Source organism: Brevibacterium sp. CCUG 69071 (assembly GCF_021023135.1).
GTDB lineage: Bacteria > Actinomycetota > Actinomycetes > Actinomycetales > Brevibacteriaceae > Brevibacterium.
The window spans coordinates 352,438-373,511 of the sequence record NZ_PGFV01000004.1; the positions used below are offsets into that span (position 1 = coordinate 352,438).

The following is a 21,074-nucleotide window of genomic DNA, read 5'->3' on the forward strand; positions in this document are numbered from 1 at the left end:
CTCGACGTGCTCGCGACACGCCGGTTATATATAACGAACCGATAACAATATCGACGAATTAAGCTGAAATTCCCCAGTGTGTCTCCCCACTGCCAGCGGTGAATGCCTTAGAGTAATGAGCTGTACGGACCCGCGCACGATGGTGCCTTCCCCTTCTTAAGCCAAGGAATGCCGGGAGTCCCATCGCCTTTCGTGGGTAGACAACAATCGAAAGGCATTACTGTGAAGACCTCGCGTCTTGTGCTTGCCCCCGCAGTAGCCGTTGCATTGACAGGTCTTGCTGGCGCCCCGGCGTTCGCAGCGACAGAGTCCGCTCCGGCCCCGGCAGGCCCTCTCTGTGCGTATGACAACGCACAGCAATCTGACGACTCCGAATCCGATTCCAAGGTTCCGGATGAGTCGGACCCTCAGGCGACCCTCGCGAAGGCGCAGGTCACCAGGGACGACATCGCCGACCGCAAGAAGGGCATCGGATTCTCCGGAACCGGATTCTCTCCCGACGAGAAGGCGACCGTGACGGTCGTCGGCACCGACGGAACGAAGTACTCCCCGGAGACCAAGCTCACCGTGGACGAGAAAGGCAAGGTGTCCGGCACCTACTTCTTCTCCGCCAGCGAGGGAGCCAAGGTCCCGGTCGGTGAGTACTCGCTCTACCTCAGCGACCTGAAGTCCGAGAAGGACTCCTCCAAGGTCACCTTCGAGGTCGTCGCCGACGAGTCCGATCTCGACGATTCCGGCAAGGGCCCAGATTGCAACCCGGCCAAGCCGCCGAAGGAGACCGACGAGCCCAGCGAGACTCCGTCCGAGTCCCCCTCGAAGTCCGATGAGCCGAGCGAAACTCCGTCCGAATCTCCGTCGAAGACCGAGGAGCCGAGCAAGACTCCGTCCGAATCTCCGTCTGAGACCAAGGAACCGAGCAAGACTCCATCCGAGTCCCCCTCGAAGACCGAGGAACCGAAGGAGTCCGAGAAGCCGACGAAGAGCGCCGAGGCACCCAAGCCGGTCGCCCCGAAGCCGACAGAGACGAACAAGCCGAAGCCTTCGGAGTCCGCGAAGACGGAGTCACCGGAGCCGAGCGAGTCCGAGACGGACGAGCCCGCGGCCAAGCCGTCGCCCTCCGAGACCGATGACTCCGACGCCTCGGATTCCGATGCGAAGGATCCCTCCGCGTCGTCCAGCCCGGGCAGCGAAGACGAGGACAAGAAGGCCGCACCCGCTGCGACCCAGGCTCTCGTCATCGAGCCGACCGAGATCAGCTCCGAGAACTTCCTGGACAAGGGCATCAAGCTCGGCGTGACCGGCGCGAAGCCCGGTGAGAAGATCACCATCACCGTCGAGCACGCCCAGGGCAAGGTCGACCGGTACACGATGACCAAGGAAGCCGATGACGAAGGCAAGGCGACCTTCGGAGTCCAGGCTAAGGTCAAGGCCGTGCTGGGCACCTACAATGTCCGTGCCCAGGCTGAGAGCTTCGACGAGCCCCAGGGCGGCAGCTTCACCGTCGTCACCAACGGCACCGACGTCGACGAAAGCGGCAACGGGGGCAACGGCTCCGGTTCCGGTTCCGACAACAACGGCAGCGGAAGCGGCAGCAGCAGCAGCGATCTGCCGCGCACCGGTGCCGAGATGACCGGCATGGCACTCGGCGTAGGCCTCCTCGTCGTCGGTGCGGCCGCCGTCATCATCACTCGTCGGCGGATGACCGCCTCCGACGATCCTGCGGAGTTCTAAGATCCGTTGAACGATGAATTGTCCCTTGCGGGGCTGCAGCTCGACGGGCGCGAGATCGATCTCGGCCGCCTGCGAGCAGGGACAATGCTCGGACTCATGGGCACCCCGGACGACACCGCCTCGGTGGTGGCGTCCGTGGGTGCCCTGTCTGAGGTCGTACCTCCGCCGCAGCTCCCGACCGACCCACGGTCGGGTCGTCTGCGCGTGCGCAGCTGGATCAGGAGCTATCTCCGCGACGTCGATGCCGGAACTGGGGAGGCGGCATCGGTCAGAGCACTGAGTGACTTCGGACTCAGACCCGAGATTCTGCATCGCCGCCTCGCCTCACTCGAACCCATCGAGCGGACCAGACTGTGTCTGGCCGCAGCCTGGGCGAGCGAGGCGAGGTGGCTGACGTTCATCGATCCCTTCGCCGCGGTGCCCGGACATCTGCGCACCGGTGTGCGTGCTCGCTTCGCCGAGCTCGCGGCCAGAGACGGGCGCGGGGTCGTCTTCAGCTCCAATTCGCTCACCGACCACACCATCGCCGAGGCGGGTGTGGCCGACATCGAGAAGGGCCAACTCGTGGCGCTGGGTCCGCTCGAACAGATCGTGACCGAGCCGCGCGGCTCCCTGCCCGCCGAGCTCAGCGGAGTCAATGTCTACTCCGGGCTCGCGCGGAAGGGCTGGCTGTCGATCGGCCATTCGGCGGTCAAGGCCCGTACCGAGCTCGACGGCAAGGTCTATGTCACCCTCGGGTGGCGTGCCGCCCTGCTCTCACTGGACGAACACGACGAGGCGTTCACCTCGGCGACGGTGTTCGAGGCCATCGTCACGGGACTGCGCGATCGCGGCTCCTGCCTGCAGGCGAAGCTGTCCCCGGTCGACACGGAGATGGGCCTGGCCCTCGACGTCGACCTCGCGGACCTCGCCGGGGTGCCCGCCCCGGCACCCGAAGTGCCGGACGCGGCAGAACCGAGCACCACCTCGGCGCATGCGGCCGCCCGCAAAGGCGCAGGCTTCGGGATCCTCCATCCCGGTCTGGGCGGATCCATCACCGAACTCCAGGCCAATGTCCGGGTCGGCACCCACGTCTTCGTCGAGGTCGACACTGCGTGCCTGCATGCCTATTCGGTCGAGTGAAACGCGGCGGATAGACTGAAATCCCCGACTCTCAATCCCCGACCGAATCAGGAGAGGCCATGCGAACCTCCCGCAATCTTCTGATCTCGGCACTCATCGTCGTCGTGCTCACGGTTGCGGCGGTCCCTCTGCTCAATCTCACCGCCTACACCCCTGCCCGCGCGGCCGAGGCCTACATCGCGGCGATCGAGAAGGGCGATGCCGAACGCGCCTTCTCCTACCTCTCCGGACCGACGCCCTCGTCGACGCTGGCGCTCAACCGGGAGGTTCTCTCTGCAGCTCCAGATCTGCCCCGGGACGCGCAGGCCGAGACGATCTCGACCGACGGCGACCATGCCACGGTCAAGCTCTCCTACGGCCTGTCCTCGCAGACGCAGTCGATCGAACTGTCCATGGTCAAGCTGCCGCCGAGCGCAGGCCTGTTCGACCGGTGGGCGATCGAGCAGGAGAAGTGGCCGACGCTCAACCTCGAGGTCTCCGGATCCTCCACGGCGACGGTCAACGGCTACAGCGTCGCCGCCGGTGAGGTGCCCGTGCTGTTCCCCGCCACCTACCTCGTCGGCTTCGACGCGACGTACCTGAAGTCGAAGTCCGAACGCGCCGAGGTGACCGCTCCCGGGGATGCTCCCAAGATCGAGCTCTCGCCCGAGCCGACGGCTAAGCTCGAGGAGGCCGTGAGTGAGCAGGTCACCGAGCACCTGCAGAACTGTGTGAAGGCGACAACGCTCTACCCCGCCGGCTGCGTGTTCGGCTATGACACGGACAATGAGATCCTCGGCGACGTGTCGTGGTCGCTCACGCGTGAGCCGCAGATCAGCCTCACCGCCTCGGGCAACGATCTCGAGCTCACCCCGAGCACCGTCGAGGTGCGCATCAAGGGCCGCTATCGCGACATCGTCACCGCCGCCGAACATGACTTCGACGAGACTCTGTCCTTCGTCCTCGGCGGCTCGGTCGTGGTCAGGGCGTCGCAGGTGAGCTTCGAACCGCGTCGCCTCGGCGATGTGTCCGTGAAATAGCGGGCAGGCTCAGGCGCCGCGGAGGTCGAGGCTGAGTTCGTTCGGCGCCGAATCCACGAGATCGACGGGGATGCCCCAGTCCTGCTGGTAGAGGTGGCAGGCCGCGTGCAGCGGGATCTCTCCCCCGGGCTCGCCATCGCAGGCGGCGGCCCGCGCGGTGACGTGGAGGACGCCGGAGGTGAACTCGGGATCGATGACGATGTCGCGGCTCAGCCCCTCGGCACCGCCGCCGCCGGAGACGATGAGTTCCGGAGGCGTGGAGGACACCTGCAGGTAGGTGGGGTCGCCCCAGCGGTCATCGAGCTTCTGACCGGCAGGAACGGTGAAGCTCACGCTCACCGACACAGGCCCGGAGGCGAGTTCGGTCGACGGCCGTTTGCTCGTCAGGGCTCCCTCGTCGACGCGCTGGGCGTCCTTGGGGAGTCTGACGCGGGTGAGCGCATGGGCGGCGGATTCGACGACGAGGAGTTCGGCATCGGCGGCCTCGGCATCTCCCCCGCCGTCCGCGCCGGTGCCGGCATCCTCTGCTCCCCCACCGTCGATGACGAGGATGTCCGAGGGTTCACGCAGGCCGCGGGCCAGTGTCGAGACCTCGTTCGTGGTGAAGTCGTAGCGGCGGATCGCCCCGTTGTAGGTGTCGGCGATCGCGATCGACCCGTCGGGCAGGGTCGCCACACCCAAGGGGTGCTGGAGCCGGGCCTCGGTGGCGGGTCCGTCGCGGAAGCCGAAGTCGAAGAGGCCGACGCCGACGAGCGTCGTCACCTCACCGGTGCCGGGGTCGAGGCGGCGGATGGCCGAGGTCTCGGAGTCGGCGATGAGCACTTCGCCCTCGGAGCCGAGGTCGAGACCCGAGGACTGGGCGAACCAGGAGGTCTCCCCGTCGCCGTCGGTCAGGCCCTCGTTCATCGTGCCCGAGAGCAGGCGGATCGATCCCGCCGCGGGGTCGAAGGACCAGATGGTGTGGTTGCCCGCCATCGCCACGATCACCTCGCCGGTGGCCGGAGCGAAGAGGACGTCCCACGGCGAGGACAGCTTCACGTCGAGGGCCGGGCCGTCGTATCGTCCCAGCTCACCGTGTGTGCCGAGGACATTGTCGATGGCCCCGACCATGTGCTGCTCGCCGGTTCCGGCGATCGTCGTCACGGTCTCGTTCTCGAGGTCGATCCCGCGCAGGGTGTGGTTGACGGTGTCGGCGACGACGAGGTGGTAGCCGACTTCGGCGGCGAGAGCGGCGGGCAGCACCGTGATGCCGCCGGGTTCGCTGAAGCTCGCGGTGGCGAAGTCGCCGTCGTTCGCTCCGCGCTCACCGGTGCCGATCCGGCGGATGATGTCCTGGCCGGCGGCGTCGTATTCGACGAGGCTGTGGTGACCGGAGTCGGCGACGAGGAGGTTGCCCGAGGGCAGCTCGGTGACCTTGCCCGGGTAGAACAGCTCGGTCTCCGGGGCCGGCGGCGGCACGTACGGTCCGTCCCCCGAGTGCAGCGTGCCCTTGGACGAGTGCTCGGCGATGAGTCCTTCGATGATCTCGCCGAGGCCGGCGGCATGGCCTTCCCCGGAGAGGGTGGCGACGAGGTAGCCCTCGGGGTCGATGACGGCCAGGGTCGGCCAGGCGCGGGCGGTGTAGGCCTGCCAGGTCACGAGATCGGGGTCGTCGAGGACGAGGTGTTCGACCTGGTAGCGCTCGACGGCCTGGTCGACGGCCTCGACGGTGCGTTCGAACTCGAACTTCGGCGAGTGGACGCCGATGATGACGAGTTCGTGTCCGTACTTCTCCTCAAGCGGACGCAGCTCGTCGAGGACGTGGAGGCAGTTGATGCAGCAGAAGGTCCAGAAGTCGAGCAGGACGACCTTGCCGCGCAGGTCGGCGAGACTGAGCTCCTTGCCTCCGGAGTTCATCCACCGACGGCCGATGAGTTCGGGGGCGCGGACCTTGACCTGGCGCTGATCGGTGGTGGCCGTTGCGGCTGAGTTCACCGGAGCCGTCTGGGCTTCCGATGCTTCTTCCTGCGGACTGGAGTTCATGGCTCTATGGTCTCAGATCCGGCGCCGAGGCGGCAGTCCGGGCGTCATGATGTGACCCGTCAGACGGGCACGAGGATCGGGGTGTCGATGCCGGCGGCTTCGAGCCTGCGCACACGCAGCCCGTAGACCTCTTCGACGAGCTCCTCGCTCAGTGCCTGCCGCGGAGGCCCATCGGCGACGAGGCGGCCATTGCCGAAGACGAGCACCCAGTCGGCATAGCGGAGGGCGAGATTGAGGTCGTGGAGGACGACGATGACCGCGGCGCCTTCGTCCCGGAGTCTTCGCACCGACCGCAGCAGGGTTTCCTGATGCCTGAGGTCGAGGGCCGCGGTGGGTTCGTCGAGGAAGATGATCGGCGTCGTCTGCACCCTGGTTCGGGCGTAGGAGACCCGTGCGGCCTCACCACCGGAAAGCGTCGTGATGTCCCGGGCCTCGAATCCGCCGAGGTCGGAGTCGTCGATCGCCTCGGCGACGAGCCTGTCGTCCCGCTCGTCGTCGACATCCCAGGGCAGGCGACCCATGTGCACCGCCTCACGCACGCTGAAGGCGAAGTTCGAGCTGTTGTGCTGGAGCATCACCGCGCGCTGACGAGCCAGCGGACCGGACTTCCAAGCCCCCACCTCGGTGCCGGCGATCTCCACCGCCCCCCGGGTCGGGGTGACGTCTCCGGAGAGGAGGGAGAGCATCGTCGACTTGCCCGCCCCGTTGGGGCCGACGAGGGCGACGACCTCACCGGCACCGAGGTTGAAGGAGATCCCGGAGACGAGCTCACGGCCGTCGACGGCGAAGGTGACATCATCGGCCCGGACGACCGCCTCGGCGGGAGGGGTCGCCTCGGCGGGGGTGGGGTGGTTCGGTTTCGATCTCACCATGAGCTCTTCTTCATTCGGACCACGAGGAACAGGAAGAACGGGGCGCCGACGGCGGCCGTGAACAGTCCGATGGGGACCTCGGAGGGTGGGGCGACGACGCGGGAGGCGCAGTCGGCGGCGACGATGAGGATGGCGCCGACGATCGCGGAGATCGGGAGCAGACCGCGGTGGCCGGGTCCGACGATGATGCGCACGATGTGCGGGACGACGAGGCCGACGAAGCCGATCGCCCCGGCGAAGGCGACTGCCGCACCGGTGAGGAGCGCGGTCGCGATGACGATGATCAGGCGACTGCGCTTGACGTTGAGCCCCAGGTGCTGGGCTTCGCGTTCGCCGAGGGTGAGCACGTCGAGGACGCGGGCGTTGAGCAGGACGATGATGACGCCGATGATGAAGATCGGCAAGGTCGCGAAGAACTGCGGCCAGACCACCTTGCCCAGCGAACCCATCTGCCAGAAGGTCAGCGTCTGCAGCGCCGCGTCATCGGCGATGAAGGTGAAGAAGCCGGTCAGCGCCTGGCAGCCGGAGCCGACGGCGATGCCCACGAGCAGCATCCGCGAGGTGCCGGTGTTGCGTCCCGGACGGGCGAGGACGTAGATCAGACCGGTCACGGCGAGGCCGGCAAGGAAGGCGCCGATCGGCAGCAGCCAGGTGATGGAGCTGCCGGCGAGGACGATGACGCCGACCGCGCCTGCCGAGGCGCCCCCGCTGACACCGATGATTCCGGGATCGGCCAGGGGGTTGTTGAACAGGCTCTGCAGGGCAGCACCCGAGATCGCCAGCGCCGCGCCGACGAGGACGCCCATGAGCACACGGGGCACGCGCAGCTGCCAGACCACGGAGACGTCACGCTGGCTGAGGTCCGCCCCGTCGCCCAGCCCCAGTTGGGAGCCGACGATGTGCATGACCTCGGACAGCGGGAAGCGCAGCGGCCCGACCGAGGCGGAGACCACCATGAGCAGCGCGAGCACCGCCAGCCCGATGACCACGCAGGTGGTCAGCGGGAGGCGGCGGACGGTGTGGCGCTGCTCGGATCTCTCCTGGCTGCGCCGGGCGGTCAGGGTCGGACTCACTTGAGCTTCGCGACAGCCTCGGCGAGGGCCTGGGCGCCGACGCCGATCTCCGGGCTGGAGTACTTCAGCTGGGCGTCGGGCATGACGAAGATCGCCGAGTTCTGACCGGCAGGGGTCTGCTGCAGAGTCGGGAAGGCCTTCCACAGGCCGTCCTCGCCGCCCCACTTCTCGTAGTCGGATTCGGCCATGACGATGACGTCCGGCGCCGAGGCGACGATGCCCTCATTGCTGAATTCGCGGGAGTAGCCGCGCAGCTTGGATTCGGCACCGACGCTCGTGTAGCCGAGCGTCTCGATCATCTCGTTGCCGGGAGTGCCGGTGCCGGCGACGGCATTCTGACCGCCCGCGCCACTGGCGGTGACCTCGATGATCGAGAGATCGGTCTGGCCCGAGTTCTCGGCAGTCTTAGCGGCATCGGAGAGCTGGTCGTCGACGGTCTTCGCGAGTTCCTCGCCGGCTTCCTCGGCGCCGACGTAGCTGGCCACGGCCTTGAGCTTGTCGCCCTGGGACTGCTGATCGTCCATCACGACAGCATCGGTCCCGGCGTCGCGGAACTGTCCTGCGACATCGCCGTGGCGCTTGGTGTTGTCGCCGATGAACAGGGTGCCGTCCATGGCCAGGAGTCCTTCGACCCCGGTGCTCTTGCCGAATTCGAAGTGCTCTGGCGCGTCCTTGGCCTCGGGTGAGACGGCGTCTTCGGGGGCGGCGGCGATGTTGTCGGCCAGGCCGAGGGCGCCGAGGGTCGAAGCCACGCCGTCACCGGCCACGATGATCTTGTCGACGTCCTTGACCTCGACCTCGGTGCCGGTGCCGTCGGTGACCTTGGCAGGCAGCTCAGGTTCGGCCTCGATCGCGGAGAAGTCGCTCTCGCCGCCGATCTGGGACCAGCCCTCGGGCAGGGGAACGGAGAGCTCGGAGCCTCCGTTCGCTTCGGCCGAGGTGTTCTTCGTGTCAGAGCCGGTTCCGCCGCATCCGGCGAGGGCGAGCGCGCACACTGCGCCGATGAGCGAAAGGCCTGTTCTCATGGCTCTCTTTGGGGAGTCGGAAGTTGTCATGTGTCTGTTGTCGTGGGTCATGTGTCAGTGGTCAGGTCGGTCACAGCCCCACCCCGCGTACGTCGGCAAGGCTAACCTAATCGAGTAGACTATCAAAGTCGTCAGCCGCCTTGCCGGCATGGGCGTCAACGAACCATCGTCAGCGAGGAGAACCCCGTGCGCTTCACCGAGATCCAGGCCGAGTTCTCTCGCCTCGAAGACCCCTCCGATGCCGCGTCACCGCAGGTCGGGACCCGTGCCGCCGCGGATGGCGGGGCCCGTGCCGTCGCGGAAGGCGGGTCGCCGCGGCAGCAGTCGGTGGACCAAGCGGCCGAAGGGGTCCGCGGCCGCGAAGAGCGTTTCTGGAACGAAGTCGCCGGTCACGGGACGCCCCTCATCGACCCCTGCAGGGACGATGAGACTATGCGTGAAGTCACATTCCTCTACCGGGCCGCCTCGCCGGATGTTCGCAGTGTGAGACTGGTGGTTAACCGGGTCACCGACAAGGACCGGGCGGACGAAGGGATGATGGGCCATGTGCCCGGCACCGGGATGTGGGGAGTCACTCTGACCCTGCCGGCCGATCTGCGCTGCTCCTACGGCTTCAGCCCGTCGGCCTCGGAGACCCCCGAACCGCTCGGAACCCCACGACAGCCGGGACCGCCGGTGTTCATCGACCCGTTCAACGCCGACCCACCTCTGCGCCGGGCATCCCGCGCTGAGTCGAATCCGTCGGGGTCGAGTCAGTCCGGGTCGACCGCTGATCAGGCCGCGGGTGCGGCCGCACGTCTGGCCGTGGGCACGTACGCCGGCCAGTTCGTGGGTAACTCAGTGTTCTCCGGACCTCTGGCTCCCGACCACAGCGCCTGGACTGCCGCCTCGAATGCGAGAGCTCCGGGTCTCTATGTCGCCGAACGGGAGATCCTCGGCGCCCCGTACCCGGTTTATGTCTCCACCCCCGAAACACAGCAGCCCACGGGTCTGCTCGTCCTCTTCGACGGACACGAATGGTTCGATGCGCTGAACGTGGCCGGGGCCCTCGAGGCTTCCGAACTTCCGCCGTTGGCGATCATCGGCATCGGCACCCGCAGCATCCCCGAACGGGTCACGACCCTGCGCGGAAACCGGGACTTCCTGCGGGCCGTGGCCGAGGAGCTTGTGCCGCAGATCGAATCCGAGCTGTCCGAACAGGGTGTCGTTCTGCCCGACCGCTCCCGTCGAGTGGTCAGCGGCCAGAGCCTCGGCGGACTGTCCTCGCTGCTCATGGCCCTCGATTCGCCCGAGGCCTTCGGAACGGCCCTCCCCCACTCCCCTTCGCTGTGGTGGCAGCCCGGCGGAACGGCGACCCCGGCAGATCTGGCCACCGCCGAAGGCGATGACTGGACGACGAATCTGTTCCTCGCCGCAGAGCGCCGCGATATGGCCTTCCACCTGGCTGTCGGCAGTCGGGAAGGGCTCATGGTCGATCGCGCCCGACGCCTCGCCGAGGTCCTCGACGAGAAGGGATGCACCACCTCGGTGTCGGTCTATCAGGGAGGCCACGACTACGCTTGCTGGCGCGGGGCGCTCATTGACGGTCTCCGCCGGGTGTTCGGCTAGAGGCGGTTCAGCTGGACCCGGTTCGACTCACTCAGGAATAGTCGCGGGCGCCGAACACGCTCGAGCCGACGCGAACCATCGTCGCTCCTTCGGCGATCGCGAGCTCGAAGTCATTGCTCATCCCCATCGACAGCTCGTTCGCCTCCGCCGGCATCACGCCTGCTCCGATGAGTCGGTCGCGGAGTTCGCGCAGATCGGAGTAGCTGGGGCGGATCTCCTCAGGTGTGCGGCCGGGCAGTCCGATCGTCATGAGTCCGCGCAGCCGCATCCTGGTCAAGTCCCGGAGTTCGGTGATGAGCGCCTCGGCGTCCTCGGGCGCGATGCCGGACTTCGAGTCTTCGCGGGAGGTGTTGACCTGTACGAAGATGTCGATGGTCTCATCGAGCACCTCGAGGCGATTGCCGATCTTCGTCGCGAGTTCGAGGTTGTCCACCGACTGGATGCACTGAGCATGGCGCAGGGTGTGATTGACCTTGTTCTTCTGCAGCGGGCCGATGAGATGGGCCTCGTGGTCGAGATCGGCGAGTTCCTCGGCCTTGCCGACGAGCTCCTGCACCCTGTTCTCCCCGATGAGGGTGAACCCGTGTTCGAGCGCGATGCGGATCTTCTCCGCCGGCTGCGTCTTCGTCGCCAGCAGCACCTGCACATCATCGCCCGAGCGGCCGTTCGCCCCGGCAGCGGCGCGGGCACGGTCGGCCACCTCGTCGAGGTTGCCGGTGATGGACGCGATCTGAGTGTCGGACAGAGTGCTCTCGGCAGGTTGGGAGGTGCTCATGCCTCCAGTCTTCCACGTCCTTGCGGAAGTTTCAGGTCGGGTGGAACTGGCGCAGAGACGAGTTGCGGACGATCCGTGTCGAGATCATCTCGATTTCTCGATATGGATCGTCCGCAACTCGGTGCCCGATTCGGTCGGCGCCGCCCGACGACCGACGACCGGCGGCGGGCGGCGGGCGTGGAGCTTACTCGGGCAGGCCTTTGGCCTTCGGGTCGATGTTCTTGATCAGCGCCGAGGTGTCGAGACCTTCGAGGCCGGCATCGACGAGCTTCTGCAGCTGTTCGTGGACGAGCTTCGCGGCCGGCAGGTCGATGCCCGCGGTCTCGGCACCGGCGAGGGCGAGTCCGACGTCCTTGTGCATGAGCGCCGTAGCGAATCCGGGCTTGAAGGCGTTGTTCGCCGCAGAGGTCTCGGTCACGCCGGGCACCGGGTACCAGGTGCGCAGCGGCCAGGAGTCCCCCGACGAGACCTTCGCGATGTCGTAGATGGTGGTCGCGTCCAGGCCGAGGCGCTCGGCGAGCACGGCGCCCTCGACGACACCCTGCAGGCTGATCGAGAGCATCATATTGTTGACGATCTTAGCGGCCTGACCTGCGGCTTCGCCGCCGGCGTGGAAAATGTTGCCGGCCATCGGCTCGATGAAGGTCTTCGCTTCGGCGACGTCTGCCTCGGTGCCGCCGAGCATGAAGGTCAGTGTGCCGGCTTCGGCGCCGCTGATGCCTCCGGAGACCGGCCCGTCGACGAAGCGGAACCCGGCCTTGGCCGCCTCGGCGTGGAGGGCGCGGGCGGAGTCGAAGTCGATCGTCGAGGAGTCGACGAGCAGCGTCGTCTTATCGGCATTGGCCAGCACTCCGTCGGCTTCGAGGTAGACGGCCCGGGCGTGCTCGCCCTTGGGCAGCATCGTGAAGACGATGTCCGCACCGGCAACCGCCTCGGCGATGGAATTCACGGGGGTGACGCCGTGTTCGGCGGCTTCCTTGACGGCGATCTCCACGAGATCGAATCCATTTACGGTGTGACCGGCCTTGACCAGGTTCGCAGTCATCGGGCGACCCATGTTTCCCAGGCCGATCCATCCAATCGTCGACATAATATGCCTCCTCGCATCATGTTCAGACTTGTCGTCGTGTTCCCTCTCACATTACGCCAGTCCCTGCGCCGAGGTGGTGGCCCGGAATCACCTATTCCGCACCGGATATGTGCGCGCACGCAGATAGGATGGGGAGACTATGGCCTCTCATGCACTCGGCGGTTCCGGCGCGCAGATCTCTCCCGAGGATCTCCTGACTCTGCTCGCCGTCGCCAGACTGGGCAAGTTCACCGCCGCCGCCCACAGCCTCGGGCTCAATCACACCACCGTGTCCAGGCGCATCGCCGCACTGGAGAAGGCCTACGGGGAACGGGTGCTGGTGGCCTCTCCGGACGGCTGGGAGCTCAACGCGGCCGGCCGTCAGCTGCTGCCGATCGCCGAGGACATCGAGTCCGCGCTCGGGCGCATCGACGGCCCTTCGGCCTCGTCCCTGTCGGGCACGATCCGGCTCGCCTGCCCGCAGGCCTTTGCTCTCGAGTGGGCGGTGCCCGCGCTGACCGGGCTGCAGCAGGACCATCCGGGGCTGCAGATCGAGCTGATCACGGCCACTCAGCGCGCCAGGCAGTATCGTTCGGGGGTCGACATCGAGGTCGTCGTCGGCCGTCCCGACGCTCCGCGCAGCATCGCCAAGCACATCCGCGACTACCGTCTCCAGCTCTATGCCTCACAGGACTACGTCGCCGCGCACACGATGCCGACGACGATCGACGAGCTGGCCGAGCACCGGCTGATCTACTACATCGAGAACTCGCTGCAGGTCGATGACCTCGACGAGGCGGCCTCCGCTCTGCCACGCGGGCGAGGATTCTTCCGCTCCACCTCGGTGCATGCCCATCTGCTGGCGACCTCGAACGGTGCGGGAATCGGGATCCTGCCCGATTTCGTCGCCCGCGGCAACAGCCGACTCGTGCAGGTGCTGCCCGAGCAGTTCTCGAAGCAGGTCTCCTACTGGGCCTCGGTGCGCCACGAATCCCTGCGCAACACCGGCGTCCGCCGCGTCCTCGACGTCCTCTGACCCCCTCCCCCAACTACCTGACGGGGGCCCAGCAACTTGGCGCGAGGTGTCTGGGCCCCCGTCAGGTAGTTGGGGGAGGGGCGGTGGGCCTCAGGCGGCGGACCAGCCTCCGTCGATGCTGTGGGCGCTGCCCGTGATCACGGAGGCGGCATCGCCGGCCAGGAACAGGGCGAGCTCGGCAATGTCCTCGGGTTCGGCGAGCTTGGGAACCGCGGAGTGGCCGAGGAAGACCTGTTCGAGCACCTCGTCTTCGCTGATGCCGTTCGTCTTCGCCTGATCGGCGATCTGTCCCTTGACCAGAGGCGTGAGCACATAGCCGGGGTTGATCGCATTGCACGTCACCCCGTGCTCTCCGGCCTCGAGCGCAGTGGTCTTCGTCAGCCCCATCAGCCCGTGCTTAGCCGCGACATAGGCCGACTTGTTCGCCGAGGCGCGCAGGCCGTGAACCGAGGAGAGGTTGATGATCCGTCCCCAGCCGCGTTCGTACATCTTCGGCAGCACGGCCTTCGTGAGCACGAACGGCGCCTCGAGCATGAGGGTGTTGATCAGCCTCCACTCCTCGAGCGGGAACTCCGTGATCGGGTGGATCCGCTGGATGCCGGCGTTGTTGACGAGGATGTCGACATCGAGATCGATCCCCTCCAGCGCCGAGGTGTCCGCGAGGTTCGCGACCCAGGCCTCACCGCCGATGTCGGCGGCCACGGCTTCCGCAGTCTCCGCGTTGACGTCGGCGACGATGACATGGGCGCCCGCGGCGGCGAAGGCCTCGCTGATCGCCCTCCCGAGCCCAGAGGCTCCTCCGGTGACGAGTGCGCGTCGGTTGGTGAGTTCTCCCATGAAGATGTCCTTTTCGTCGTTCTTGTCCGAGTTCGTTCTGTTCCATCATGCGCCTCGGCAGATGGCAGGAGCGGTGCCGGTCCTCGCCGGCACCGTCCCCGTACCTTTGCCAACGATTCTGCGAGCTGGTTCAGCCGCCGGCTGCGTTCAGTCGTCAACCGCTGTCAGTTGGCCGTGGCGACTCCACGGCGCACCTTGTCCGCGTGGTCCAACGAACGTAGGTCGATGCCCTTCGTCTCACGGACGAACATCAGGGCGATGAACGAGACGACGGCCGCGACGAGCAGATACACAGCGATCGGGATCGACGAACCGGTCGCATTGAGCAGCGCGGTGGCGATGATCGGAGCGAAGGATCCGGCAACGATGGCGGTCACCTGGTAACCGGTCGATACACCGGAGTTGCGCATCCGGGTCGGGAACATCTCAGACATGATCGCCGGCTGGCCGGCGTACATGAGCGCGTGGAAGACGAGTCCGATGAGCAGACCGAGGAAGATCATGACGCCGCTGCCGGTGTCGTACATCGGGAAGGCGAAGAAGCCCCAGGTGGCGGTGAGCACGATGCCCACGCCGTAGGGAAGCTTGCGTCCAATCCGGTCGGTGGCCGCACCGACGACGGGCACGAGCACCGCGTGGATCGCGTGTGCGCCGAGGAGCAGACCGAGGATCTCCGCCGATTCGATTCCCACTTGAACAGACAGATACGTGATCGAGAAGGTCACCACGAGGTAGTAGTGGATGTTCTCGACGAAACGCAGACCCATGGCCGCGAAGACCTCGCGCGGGTAACGCTTGAACACCGCCTTGACGCCGTAGTCAACGCCCTCTTCGATCTCTTGGGACTGAACCTCATCGAAGATCGGTGCGTCGGAGACACGGGTGCGGATGTAGTAGCCGATGAGGACGATGACGGCCGAGAGCCAGAACGACACCCTCCAGCCCCACGACAGGAAGTGCTCCTCGGTCAGTGTTGCAGTGAGGATAAACAGCACCGCGGTGGCCAGGAGGTTGCCCAGAGGCACACCGGACTGGGGGAACGAGGACCAGAATCCGCGTTCCTTGTTCGGTGCGTGTTCGGCCACGAGGAGGACGGCACCGCCCCATTCGCCGCCGACTGCGAATCCCTGGACGACGCGTAGCAGCACGAGCAGGATGGGCGCCAGGTATCCGATCTGGTCGAAGGTCGGCAGGCAGCCCATCAGGAAGGTCGCCGCGCCGACGAGGACGATCGAGAGCTGGAGCAGCTTCTTGCGGCCGTATTTGTCACCGAAGTGGCCGAAGACTATGCCGCCGACGGGTCGGGCGATGAACCCGACCGCGTAGGTCGCGAAGCCCGCGAGGATCGGGGTCAGCGGGTTGTCCGACGGCGGAAACAGGATGTGGTTGAACACCAGGGTGGCGGCCGAACCGTAGAGGAAGAATTCATACCACTCGACGACCGTTCCGGCCATCGAGGCGGCGACGACCTTACGCAGCTGCGCGCGGACCGACTTCCTCTCGGCATTGTTCTGGGAACTCATGTGACTCCTTCGATTCCACGATCCGCGTCACCGTTGAATGCGCGGATCGACTGGCTGTGGCGTCGCAGACGGGTGAGAACGGTGATCCCGGACAGCTTCGATGCGGCCTCGGATCAGCGGAGCCCAGGGGCGTCGGCGACGTCCGGATAAATATGATCCATGCAACAGTCTGCGCCATGGTCGCTGGTTTTTCGCGCCGAAAGGGGAAGAATCCGAGAATTTCCTGTGCATATTCCCGCACATCCGATGTGCACGCCGCGCACTTTACAACTCTGAGAACGGCCTCGGCGACATCGGTCAGGTTCACCCCTCGTGCCCGGAGAGGTTAACGACCGGGGAGGTCAACGATCAGTGAGGTCAACGACCGCGAAAGTCAGCGACCGCGGTTCTGGCCGGACTTCGCGTCGCGGCCTGCCATCGAGGCGAGCATATCGTTGTAGGCGCGCAGCTCGGCGTCGTCGCTCCGAGCTTCCCGGCGATCGATTCGCTTGGCCTCACGATCGGAGGACTTCGACCACTGCACGGCGACCATGATCGCGATGAAGAGGGTCGGGATCTCACCGATTCCCCACGCGACGCCTCCCCCGAGCTGCTGGTCCTCGATCGCGGTGTAGCCCCAGTCGGCGCCGATGTTGCCGAACCAGTCGCCTTCGATGAGGACGTTCGAGCTCATGATCGAGATTCCGAAGAAGGCGTGGAATGCCATGGTGATGAGCAGCATGAGCAGCCGCATCGGATAGGCCGGTCGTTTGACCCCGGGGTCGATGCCGATGAGCGCCTGTCCGAACAGATATCCGGCGCCGAGGAAGTGCATGATCATCAGCTCGTGGCCGATGTGCGTCTCGAGCGCGTACTGCATGATGCCCGAGTAGTAGAAGATGATGAGCGAACCGGCGAAGTTCACGCTGGCGACGATCGGGTTCGCGAAGAACCGCAGATAGGGGGTGTGGACGAGCCACAACACCCATTCGCGGATGCCCCTCGACCCGTCCGTGCGCGCCGCGGTTCCACGCATGAGCATCGTGATCGGTGCGCCGAGGACCATCGGCAGGGGCACGACCATGACCAGGAGCATGTGCTGGATCATGTGTCCGGAGAACTGCACCTCCCCGTACACTCGCACCCCGCCCGAGGTCACGTAGACGAGCAAGATCATGCCGACCAGCCAGCTGATCAGGCGCAGCACCGGCCAGGAATCGCCTCGGCGGCGAAGCTGGACGAAGGCGTAGATGTAGGCGATGGAGGCACCGGCGGCGACCGCAATCCACAGGGGATCGATCGACCACTCGGTGAAGTATCGAGCGAAGTTGGGCGCCGGGGGCAGCGGGTCTCCGGTGAGGATCTCGGCGGGAGTGGGATCTCCGACCGGTTCCTGTGACACCGGTGGCTGGGAGCGGGCCAGAGCGACGGCCAGCCCCATGGTCGCACCGAAGATGACGAATTCGACGAGGATGAGCCGCCAGAATTCCCGGGCCGCCGAGGCGGCTTCTCCCAGACGTCGGATGACGAACTGCCGATGCCAGAAGCCGATGAGGCCGAGCAGAACGGTCGCGAAGGCCTTGGCGATGATGACCTGTCCGTAGGAGGTCATCCAGTCGTCGAGGCTGTGCACGCGCAGCAGCGAGTTGACGACGCCGGAGAAGGCGACGAGCCCGAAGGAGACGAGGGCGAAGGTCGAGTAGCGTTCGACCACCGTCCGCAGGTGGGACGAACGCGCGAGCCGGGTGCCGAGCAGGGCGATGACGAAGAGGCCGCCGAGCCAGATGGTCACGCCGAGGAGGTGGAGGCCGAGGCTGTTGACGGCCTGAGTGTGCCCCGAGGCTTCGGCGGAGTGGCCCATCAGCGCCAGCGGGATCATCACGCCGACGCCGAGTACACCGGCCGCGGCGATGCCGAGGAAGGACCGCGTCCCGAAGCACAGGGTCGAAGCCACGGCGATGAGGACGACGATGAGCACCCACAGCTGTCCGTAGGCGATCTGAGTGAGGAACACGCCCAGCTGGTTGGAGAAGTCGAGATAGGCCTGGGCGCCGACGGTGTCGACGAAGGAGAAGACGAGCACGGCCACCGCGGAGATCGTCCACACGACCGAGGACACCTCGGCGATCTTCAGAGACTTCTCCCACAGCGGCTCAAGGGGCGGTTCCGATGCCCCGTCCGTGGGCTTGCGCCGACCGCCGCGACCCTGGGTACGGGGCAGGATAAGGAGTGCGAACATCAGGGCGCCGAGAGTCAGCGACATCGCGAGGTTGAAGATGAACTTCGCGGCCGGCAGGCCGAACTTCACGAACGGGCCGGGGTCGTTGAGCAGCGTCGCCTCGGCGGCACCGGTGAAGAACAGAGCAGCCAACCCGACGATGAGTCCGAGGATGACAACGATCGGCACGGCAGCGCGGGCCGCGAACCGTGTGACCGGCTCGAAGATTGGAGAGCTCACTGACCGCCTACCGCACCTTCATTCATGGTTCAAGAGTATCGCCCGGTCCTGAGGCTCAGCCAACCGGAGGCCCGGGACGTGGCCGAGATCTCGACGGACCGCCTCGGCGGGGACAGCAAATGGCCCGGACCAAACGGTCCGGGCCATTCGACGCTGATGCGCGAAGATCACTTCGGGCTGCCTGCGGCACCCTTCAGCTTCGAACCAGCGGACAGCTTCACGGAGTAGCCGGCCTTGATCTGGATCTCTTCACCGGTCTGCGGGTTGCGACCCTTGCGAGCGGCACGCTCGGTGCGCTCAACGGAGAGCCAGCCGGGGATGGTGAGCTTTTCGCCCTTGGCGACGACGTCGGAGAAGACATCGAAGACACCATCGAGAACATCCGAGACCTGCTTCTGGGTCAGGCCGGACTTCTCAGCAACTTCTGCAACGAGCTCACTGCGGTTCTTAGCCATAAAAGTGTCCTCCTTAGGACAAGTCGGTCGGTTACCGGTCCGTTTTTCCGATAACGAACTTCCTCGAGATTACCAGCTTGACTTCGTGATTCCTGGCAACTCGCCGTTGTGCGCCATTTCGCGGAAGCGAACTCGGGAGAGTCCGAACTTCCGGAGATAGCCGCGCGGGCGGCCGTCGACCTGGTCGCGGTTGCGCAGGCGAACAGGCGAAGCATCGCGAGGAAGCTTCTGCAGTCCGAGGCGAGCCTCTTCACGCTGCTCGTCGGTGCTGTCAGGGTGGGTGAGCTGACGCTTCAGGGTCGCGCGGCGCTCTGCATAGCGTTCAACAATGACGCGACGCTGCTTGTCGCGGGCGATCTTTGACTTCTTAGCCATGTGCGCTCAGCGCTCCTCTCGAAAATCGACGTGCTTGCGGACTACGGGATCGTACTTCTTAAGCACGATGCGGTCCGGGTTGTTGCGGCGGTTCTTGCGGGTCACGTAGGTGTACCCGGTGCCGGCGGTCGATTTGAGCTTGATGATGGGACGAACATCCTGGGCCTTAGCCATCAGAGCTTCACTCCCTTAGCGATCAGTTCGGTGACCACGGCGTCGATACCGCGCACGTCGATGACCTTGATGCCCTTGGCGGACACGGTCAGCGTGACGTTGCGACGCAGAGACGGAACGTAGTAGCGCTTTTTCTGAATATTCGGGTTGAAGCGACGCTTGGTGCGGCGCTTCGAGTGGGACACATTGTGTCCGAAACCGGGGACTGCCCCGGTGACCTGGCAGGTTGCTGCCATGACTCTCCTCCAGTTCACAAGTTACCGACTCTCGAAACAAGCTCGTGCGCAGGGACCTGACGTGCATGTCCCTCGCCCGCTTGCGCCGATGTCGGAAGACATCAACAAATTTTCGCGATTGCTGCCCGGTCGGACCGCGGTGTGCTGTCCGGCCGATGTCGGACTGCCGTCCGACTCGCCCCGAGCGGATGCTCGGCACGCGGCGTTCGCAATGAAAATTGTGTACGCCAAAACAGGTTTGCCCGTTTGGGCGAGATGTCTCACCAGCGCTGAAGCCGTAGCCTGTGAGAGATTGGCCGAAGCTGGAGTGCAGCGGTGGGTGAGCACCATGTCGGTCGCGGCAGATCGATCGAGGATCTCTTTGTCACGACACAACAGACACCAATCTTAGAGAGAAACCCGGGTTCAGAGCAAATTCACCCGGGTCCGCAACAGTAGGTTCTTCGTCACGGTTCTCCATCCCGGGCCGGCTTCGTTCTCGGGGTCTGCTTCCGCGCGGATTCGGGGACGAGGCACTTTCACAGCATGGTCGGAGCCGACTGTGCGGATGACGCAGTAGGATTTCGTCGGCAACGTCTCCTGCCGGCGGTCGTGTTGATCGCCCGCCGATCTCGTGCCAAGGTAAGAAGATGATTGCCACCACATCTGGCACTCAGGAGGACCGATGAGCGACGTTCCACCGAGGCCGCGAATTCGTCCGGCGACAAGTGATGACTGGCAGAAGGATCATAGCGATCGTGCTGGTCAGGCCCAGTCCCAACGGGCCGCCCAGGCTCCGTCGCAGGGACAGGATGCGGGTTCGAACGCACCCGATTTCGATCGGTCCACCTACTACGAGTACATCGAACGCCACACCGGCGAGCAGTCCGTGTCGAAGGCGCGTTCGGGAAATGTCTTCGCTCCCGCCGGGAGTTCTCCCTTCCCTGACCGCTACGCGGCCCAGGGCGGCTCCGATCACGGCTCTGGTGCTCTTCAGCCTGGCCGGGCAGGAGCCTCGAGAGCGGCTGACGGCTCGGCCCCCTATGCTCCACAGGTCGACTTCGGACCGGAAGGTCCGGTATCCCGGTCCGGTCAGGTCGCTCCGGCCGATGGTCCGTCGAAGAAGGGCAACGGCCTCATGATCGCGGTCGTCGTCATTGCGATGATCATGATCCTGGCGCTCGTGGCCTTCTTCGGAATCCGTTGGCTGGCTCCCTCCTCGGGCACCGTCCCGGTCGATGTCGGCGAGGAGTCGAACTCCGCGTCGTCGCCGTCACCGTCCGATACTCTTGTCCAGCCCTCGGCCAGCCCCGAGGACAGACTCGATGAGTACACGGAGGCCGGTACCGAGAAGGCCGCCGACCTCGAAGGACAATGGGTCACGCAGGTCAGTGCCAAGGATGTCGGCCTGGAGGCCGACGGAAAGACCTGGTCCGCTCAGGACATCCTCGACGAGTTCGAGGCCAACCGCGTGAAGTATCCCGGCTCGATCCTCATTCGCAGCGGCGACTGGGGCTCCTACAAAGACGGCGACTACGTGGTCACCATCATCGACACCCCCTACAGCGAGCCCGAACCCGCCCTCGACCAGTGCCGGTCCTGGGGTCTCGACCGCGACCACTGCCTGGCCAAGCGACTGGTCAAGGACGGCAGCCCGAAGGACAGCAGCGCCTACCTCGACGAGTAGGGCCTCGACGAGGTAGGTG

Annotated in this window: 18 protein-coding genes and 1 pseudogene; 6 read left to right on the forward strand and 13 right to left on the reverse strand. The window is 65.8% G+C overall.

The window, feature by feature from the left end:
- Positions 1 to 267 precede the first annotated feature (267 nt).
- Genes CV023_RS13210 through CV023_RS13220 form a run of 3 tightly spaced genes read left to right on the forward strand, consistent with a single transcriptional unit; the run spans position 268 to position 3,872 of the window.
- Positions 268 to 1,731, forward strand: coding sequence for an LPXTG cell wall anchor domain-containing protein (locus CV023_RS13210; RefSeq protein WP_230746298.1), 1,464 nt, complete (start codon positions 268 to 270; stop codon positions 1,729 to 1,731).
- Between the two features lie 6 nt (positions 1,732 to 1,737).
- Positions 1,738 to 2,853, forward strand: coding sequence for an ABC transporter (locus tag CV023_RS13215; protein ID WP_230746300.1), 1,116 nt, complete (start codon positions 1,738 to 1,740; stop codon positions 2,851 to 2,853).
- Between the two features lie 59 nt (positions 2,854 to 2,912).
- Positions 2,913 to 3,872, forward strand: a complete 960-nt coding sequence (locus CV023_RS13220; protein WP_230746302.1) for a hypothetical protein — start codon at positions 2,913 to 2,915, stop codon at positions 3,870 to 3,872.
- 9 nt (positions 3,873 to 3,881) lie between these two features.
- Here CV023_RS13220 and CV023_RS13225 read toward each other — a convergent pair whose 3' ends face one another.
- The 4 genes from CV023_RS13225 to CV023_RS13240 are packed head-to-tail and all read right to left on the reverse strand — an operon-like array spanning position 3,882 to position 8,864.
- Positions 3,882 to 5,894, reverse strand: a complete 2,013-nt coding sequence (locus CV023_RS13225) for an NHL domain-containing thioredoxin family protein (RefSeq protein WP_230746304.1) — start codon at positions 5,892 to 5,894, stop codon at positions 3,882 to 3,884.
- 59 nt (positions 5,895 to 5,953) lie between these two features.
- Positions 5,954 to 6,766, reverse strand: coding sequence for a heme ABC transporter ATP-binding protein (locus tag CV023_RS13230; RefSeq protein ID WP_230746306.1), 813 nt, complete (start codon positions 6,764 to 6,766; stop codon positions 5,954 to 5,956).
- On the reverse strand, positions 6,760 to 7,839 hold the full coding sequence (locus CV023_RS13235) for a FecCD family ABC transporter permease (protein WP_230746308.1): 1,080 nt from the start codon (positions 7,837 to 7,839) through the stop codon (positions 6,760 to 6,762). The genes CV023_RS13230 and CV023_RS13235 overlap by 7 nt, the downstream gene beginning before the upstream one ends.
- A complete protein-coding gene (locus CV023_RS13240) occupies positions 7,836 to 8,864 on the reverse strand; it encodes a heme/hemin ABC transporter substrate-binding protein (RefSeq protein ID WP_230746310.1) in 1,029 nt (342 codons plus the stop codon). Before CV023_RS13240 ends, CV023_RS13235 begins: the two co-directional genes overlap by 4 nt.
- A 186-nt stretch (positions 8,865 to 9,050) precedes the next feature.
- On the opposite strand from CV023_RS13240, the gene CV023_RS13245 reads away from it, so the two are divergent.
- On the forward strand, positions 9,051 to 10,472 hold the full coding sequence (locus CV023_RS13245; protein WP_230746311.1) for an alpha/beta hydrolase-fold protein: 1,422 nt from the start codon (positions 9,051 to 9,053) through the stop codon (positions 10,470 to 10,472).
- Between the two features lie 31 nt (positions 10,473 to 10,503).
- On the opposite strand, the gene CV023_RS13250 is transcribed toward CV023_RS13245, so the two are convergent.
- Together CV023_RS13250 and mmsB are read right to left on the reverse strand one after the other, a co-directional pair.
- Entirely contained in the window at positions 10,504 to 11,247 is a 744-nt protein-coding gene (locus CV023_RS13250; protein ID WP_230746312.1) for a YggS family pyridoxal phosphate-dependent enzyme, read from the reverse strand.
- A 184-nt stretch (positions 11,248 to 11,431) separates the two neighbouring features.
- A pseudogene (gene mmsB, locus CV023_RS13255) lies at positions 11,432 to 12,346 on the reverse strand (3-hydroxyisobutyrate dehydrogenase); the annotation flags it as partial.
- Positions 12,347 to 12,476: 130 nt separating this feature from the next.
- Here mmsB and CV023_RS13260 point away from each other — a divergent pair.
- Positions 12,477 to 13,352 carry a LysR family transcriptional regulator gene (locus tag CV023_RS13260; protein ID WP_230746314.1) on the forward strand — a complete coding sequence of 292 codons (876 nt, stop codon included), beginning with the start codon at positions 12,477 to 12,479 and terminating at the stop codon, positions 13,350 to 13,352.
- 90 nt (positions 13,353 to 13,442) lie between these two features.
- Here CV023_RS13260 and CV023_RS13265 read toward each other — a convergent pair whose 3' ends face one another.
- From CV023_RS13265 to rpmB, 7 genes are all read right to left on the reverse strand, one after another.
- On the reverse strand, positions 13,443 to 14,189 hold the full coding sequence (locus CV023_RS13265) for a 3-hydroxybutyrate dehydrogenase (RefSeq protein WP_230746315.1): 747 nt from the start codon (positions 14,187 to 14,189) through the stop codon (positions 13,443 to 13,445).
- A 164-nt stretch (positions 14,190 to 14,353) separates the two neighbouring features.
- Positions 14,354 to 15,712, reverse strand: a complete 1,359-nt coding sequence (locus tag CV023_RS13270) for an MFS transporter (protein ID WP_230746316.1) — start codon at positions 15,710 to 15,712, stop codon at positions 14,354 to 14,356.
- A 373-nt stretch (positions 15,713 to 16,085) separates the two neighbouring features.
- On the reverse strand, positions 16,086 to 18,149 hold the full coding sequence (locus CV023_RS13275; RefSeq protein WP_230746317.1) for a cytochrome c oxidase assembly protein: 2,064 nt from the start codon (positions 18,147 to 18,149) through the stop codon (positions 16,086 to 16,088).
- A gap of 167 nt (positions 18,150 to 18,316) precedes the next feature.
- Positions 18,317 to 18,604 carry an HU family DNA-binding protein gene (locus CV023_RS13280; RefSeq protein ID WP_135541662.1) on the reverse strand — a complete coding sequence of 96 codons (288 nt, stop codon included), beginning with the start codon at positions 18,602 to 18,604 and terminating at the stop codon, positions 18,317 to 18,319.
- A 69-nt stretch (positions 18,605 to 18,673) separates the two neighbouring features.
- Positions 18,674 to 18,979, reverse strand: a complete 306-nt coding sequence (gene rpsN, locus CV023_RS13285) for a 30S ribosomal protein S14 (RefSeq protein WP_230746318.1) — start codon at positions 18,977 to 18,979, stop codon at positions 18,674 to 18,676.
- A gap of 6 nt (positions 18,980 to 18,985) precedes the next feature.
- Positions 18,986 to 19,153 (reverse strand): 50S ribosomal protein L33, encoded by a 168-nt coding sequence (gene rpmG / locus CV023_RS13290; protein WP_035756283.1) that lies wholly within the window; start codon positions 19,151 to 19,153, stop codon positions 18,986 to 18,988.
- A complete protein-coding gene (rpmB, locus tag CV023_RS13295; protein WP_230746319.1) occupies positions 19,153 to 19,389 on the reverse strand; it encodes a 50S ribosomal protein L28 in 237 nt (78 codons plus the stop codon). The genes rpmG and rpmB overlap by 1 nt, the downstream gene beginning before the upstream one ends.
- Before the next feature lie 664 nt (positions 19,390 to 20,053).
- On the opposite strand from rpmB, the gene CV023_RS13300 reads away from it, so the two are divergent.
- On the forward strand, positions 20,054 to 21,055 hold the full coding sequence (locus CV023_RS13300; RefSeq protein ID WP_230746320.1) for a protein kinase: 1,002 nt from the start codon (positions 20,054 to 20,056) through the stop codon (positions 21,053 to 21,055).
- Positions 21,056 to 21,074: the final 19 nt, after the last annotated feature.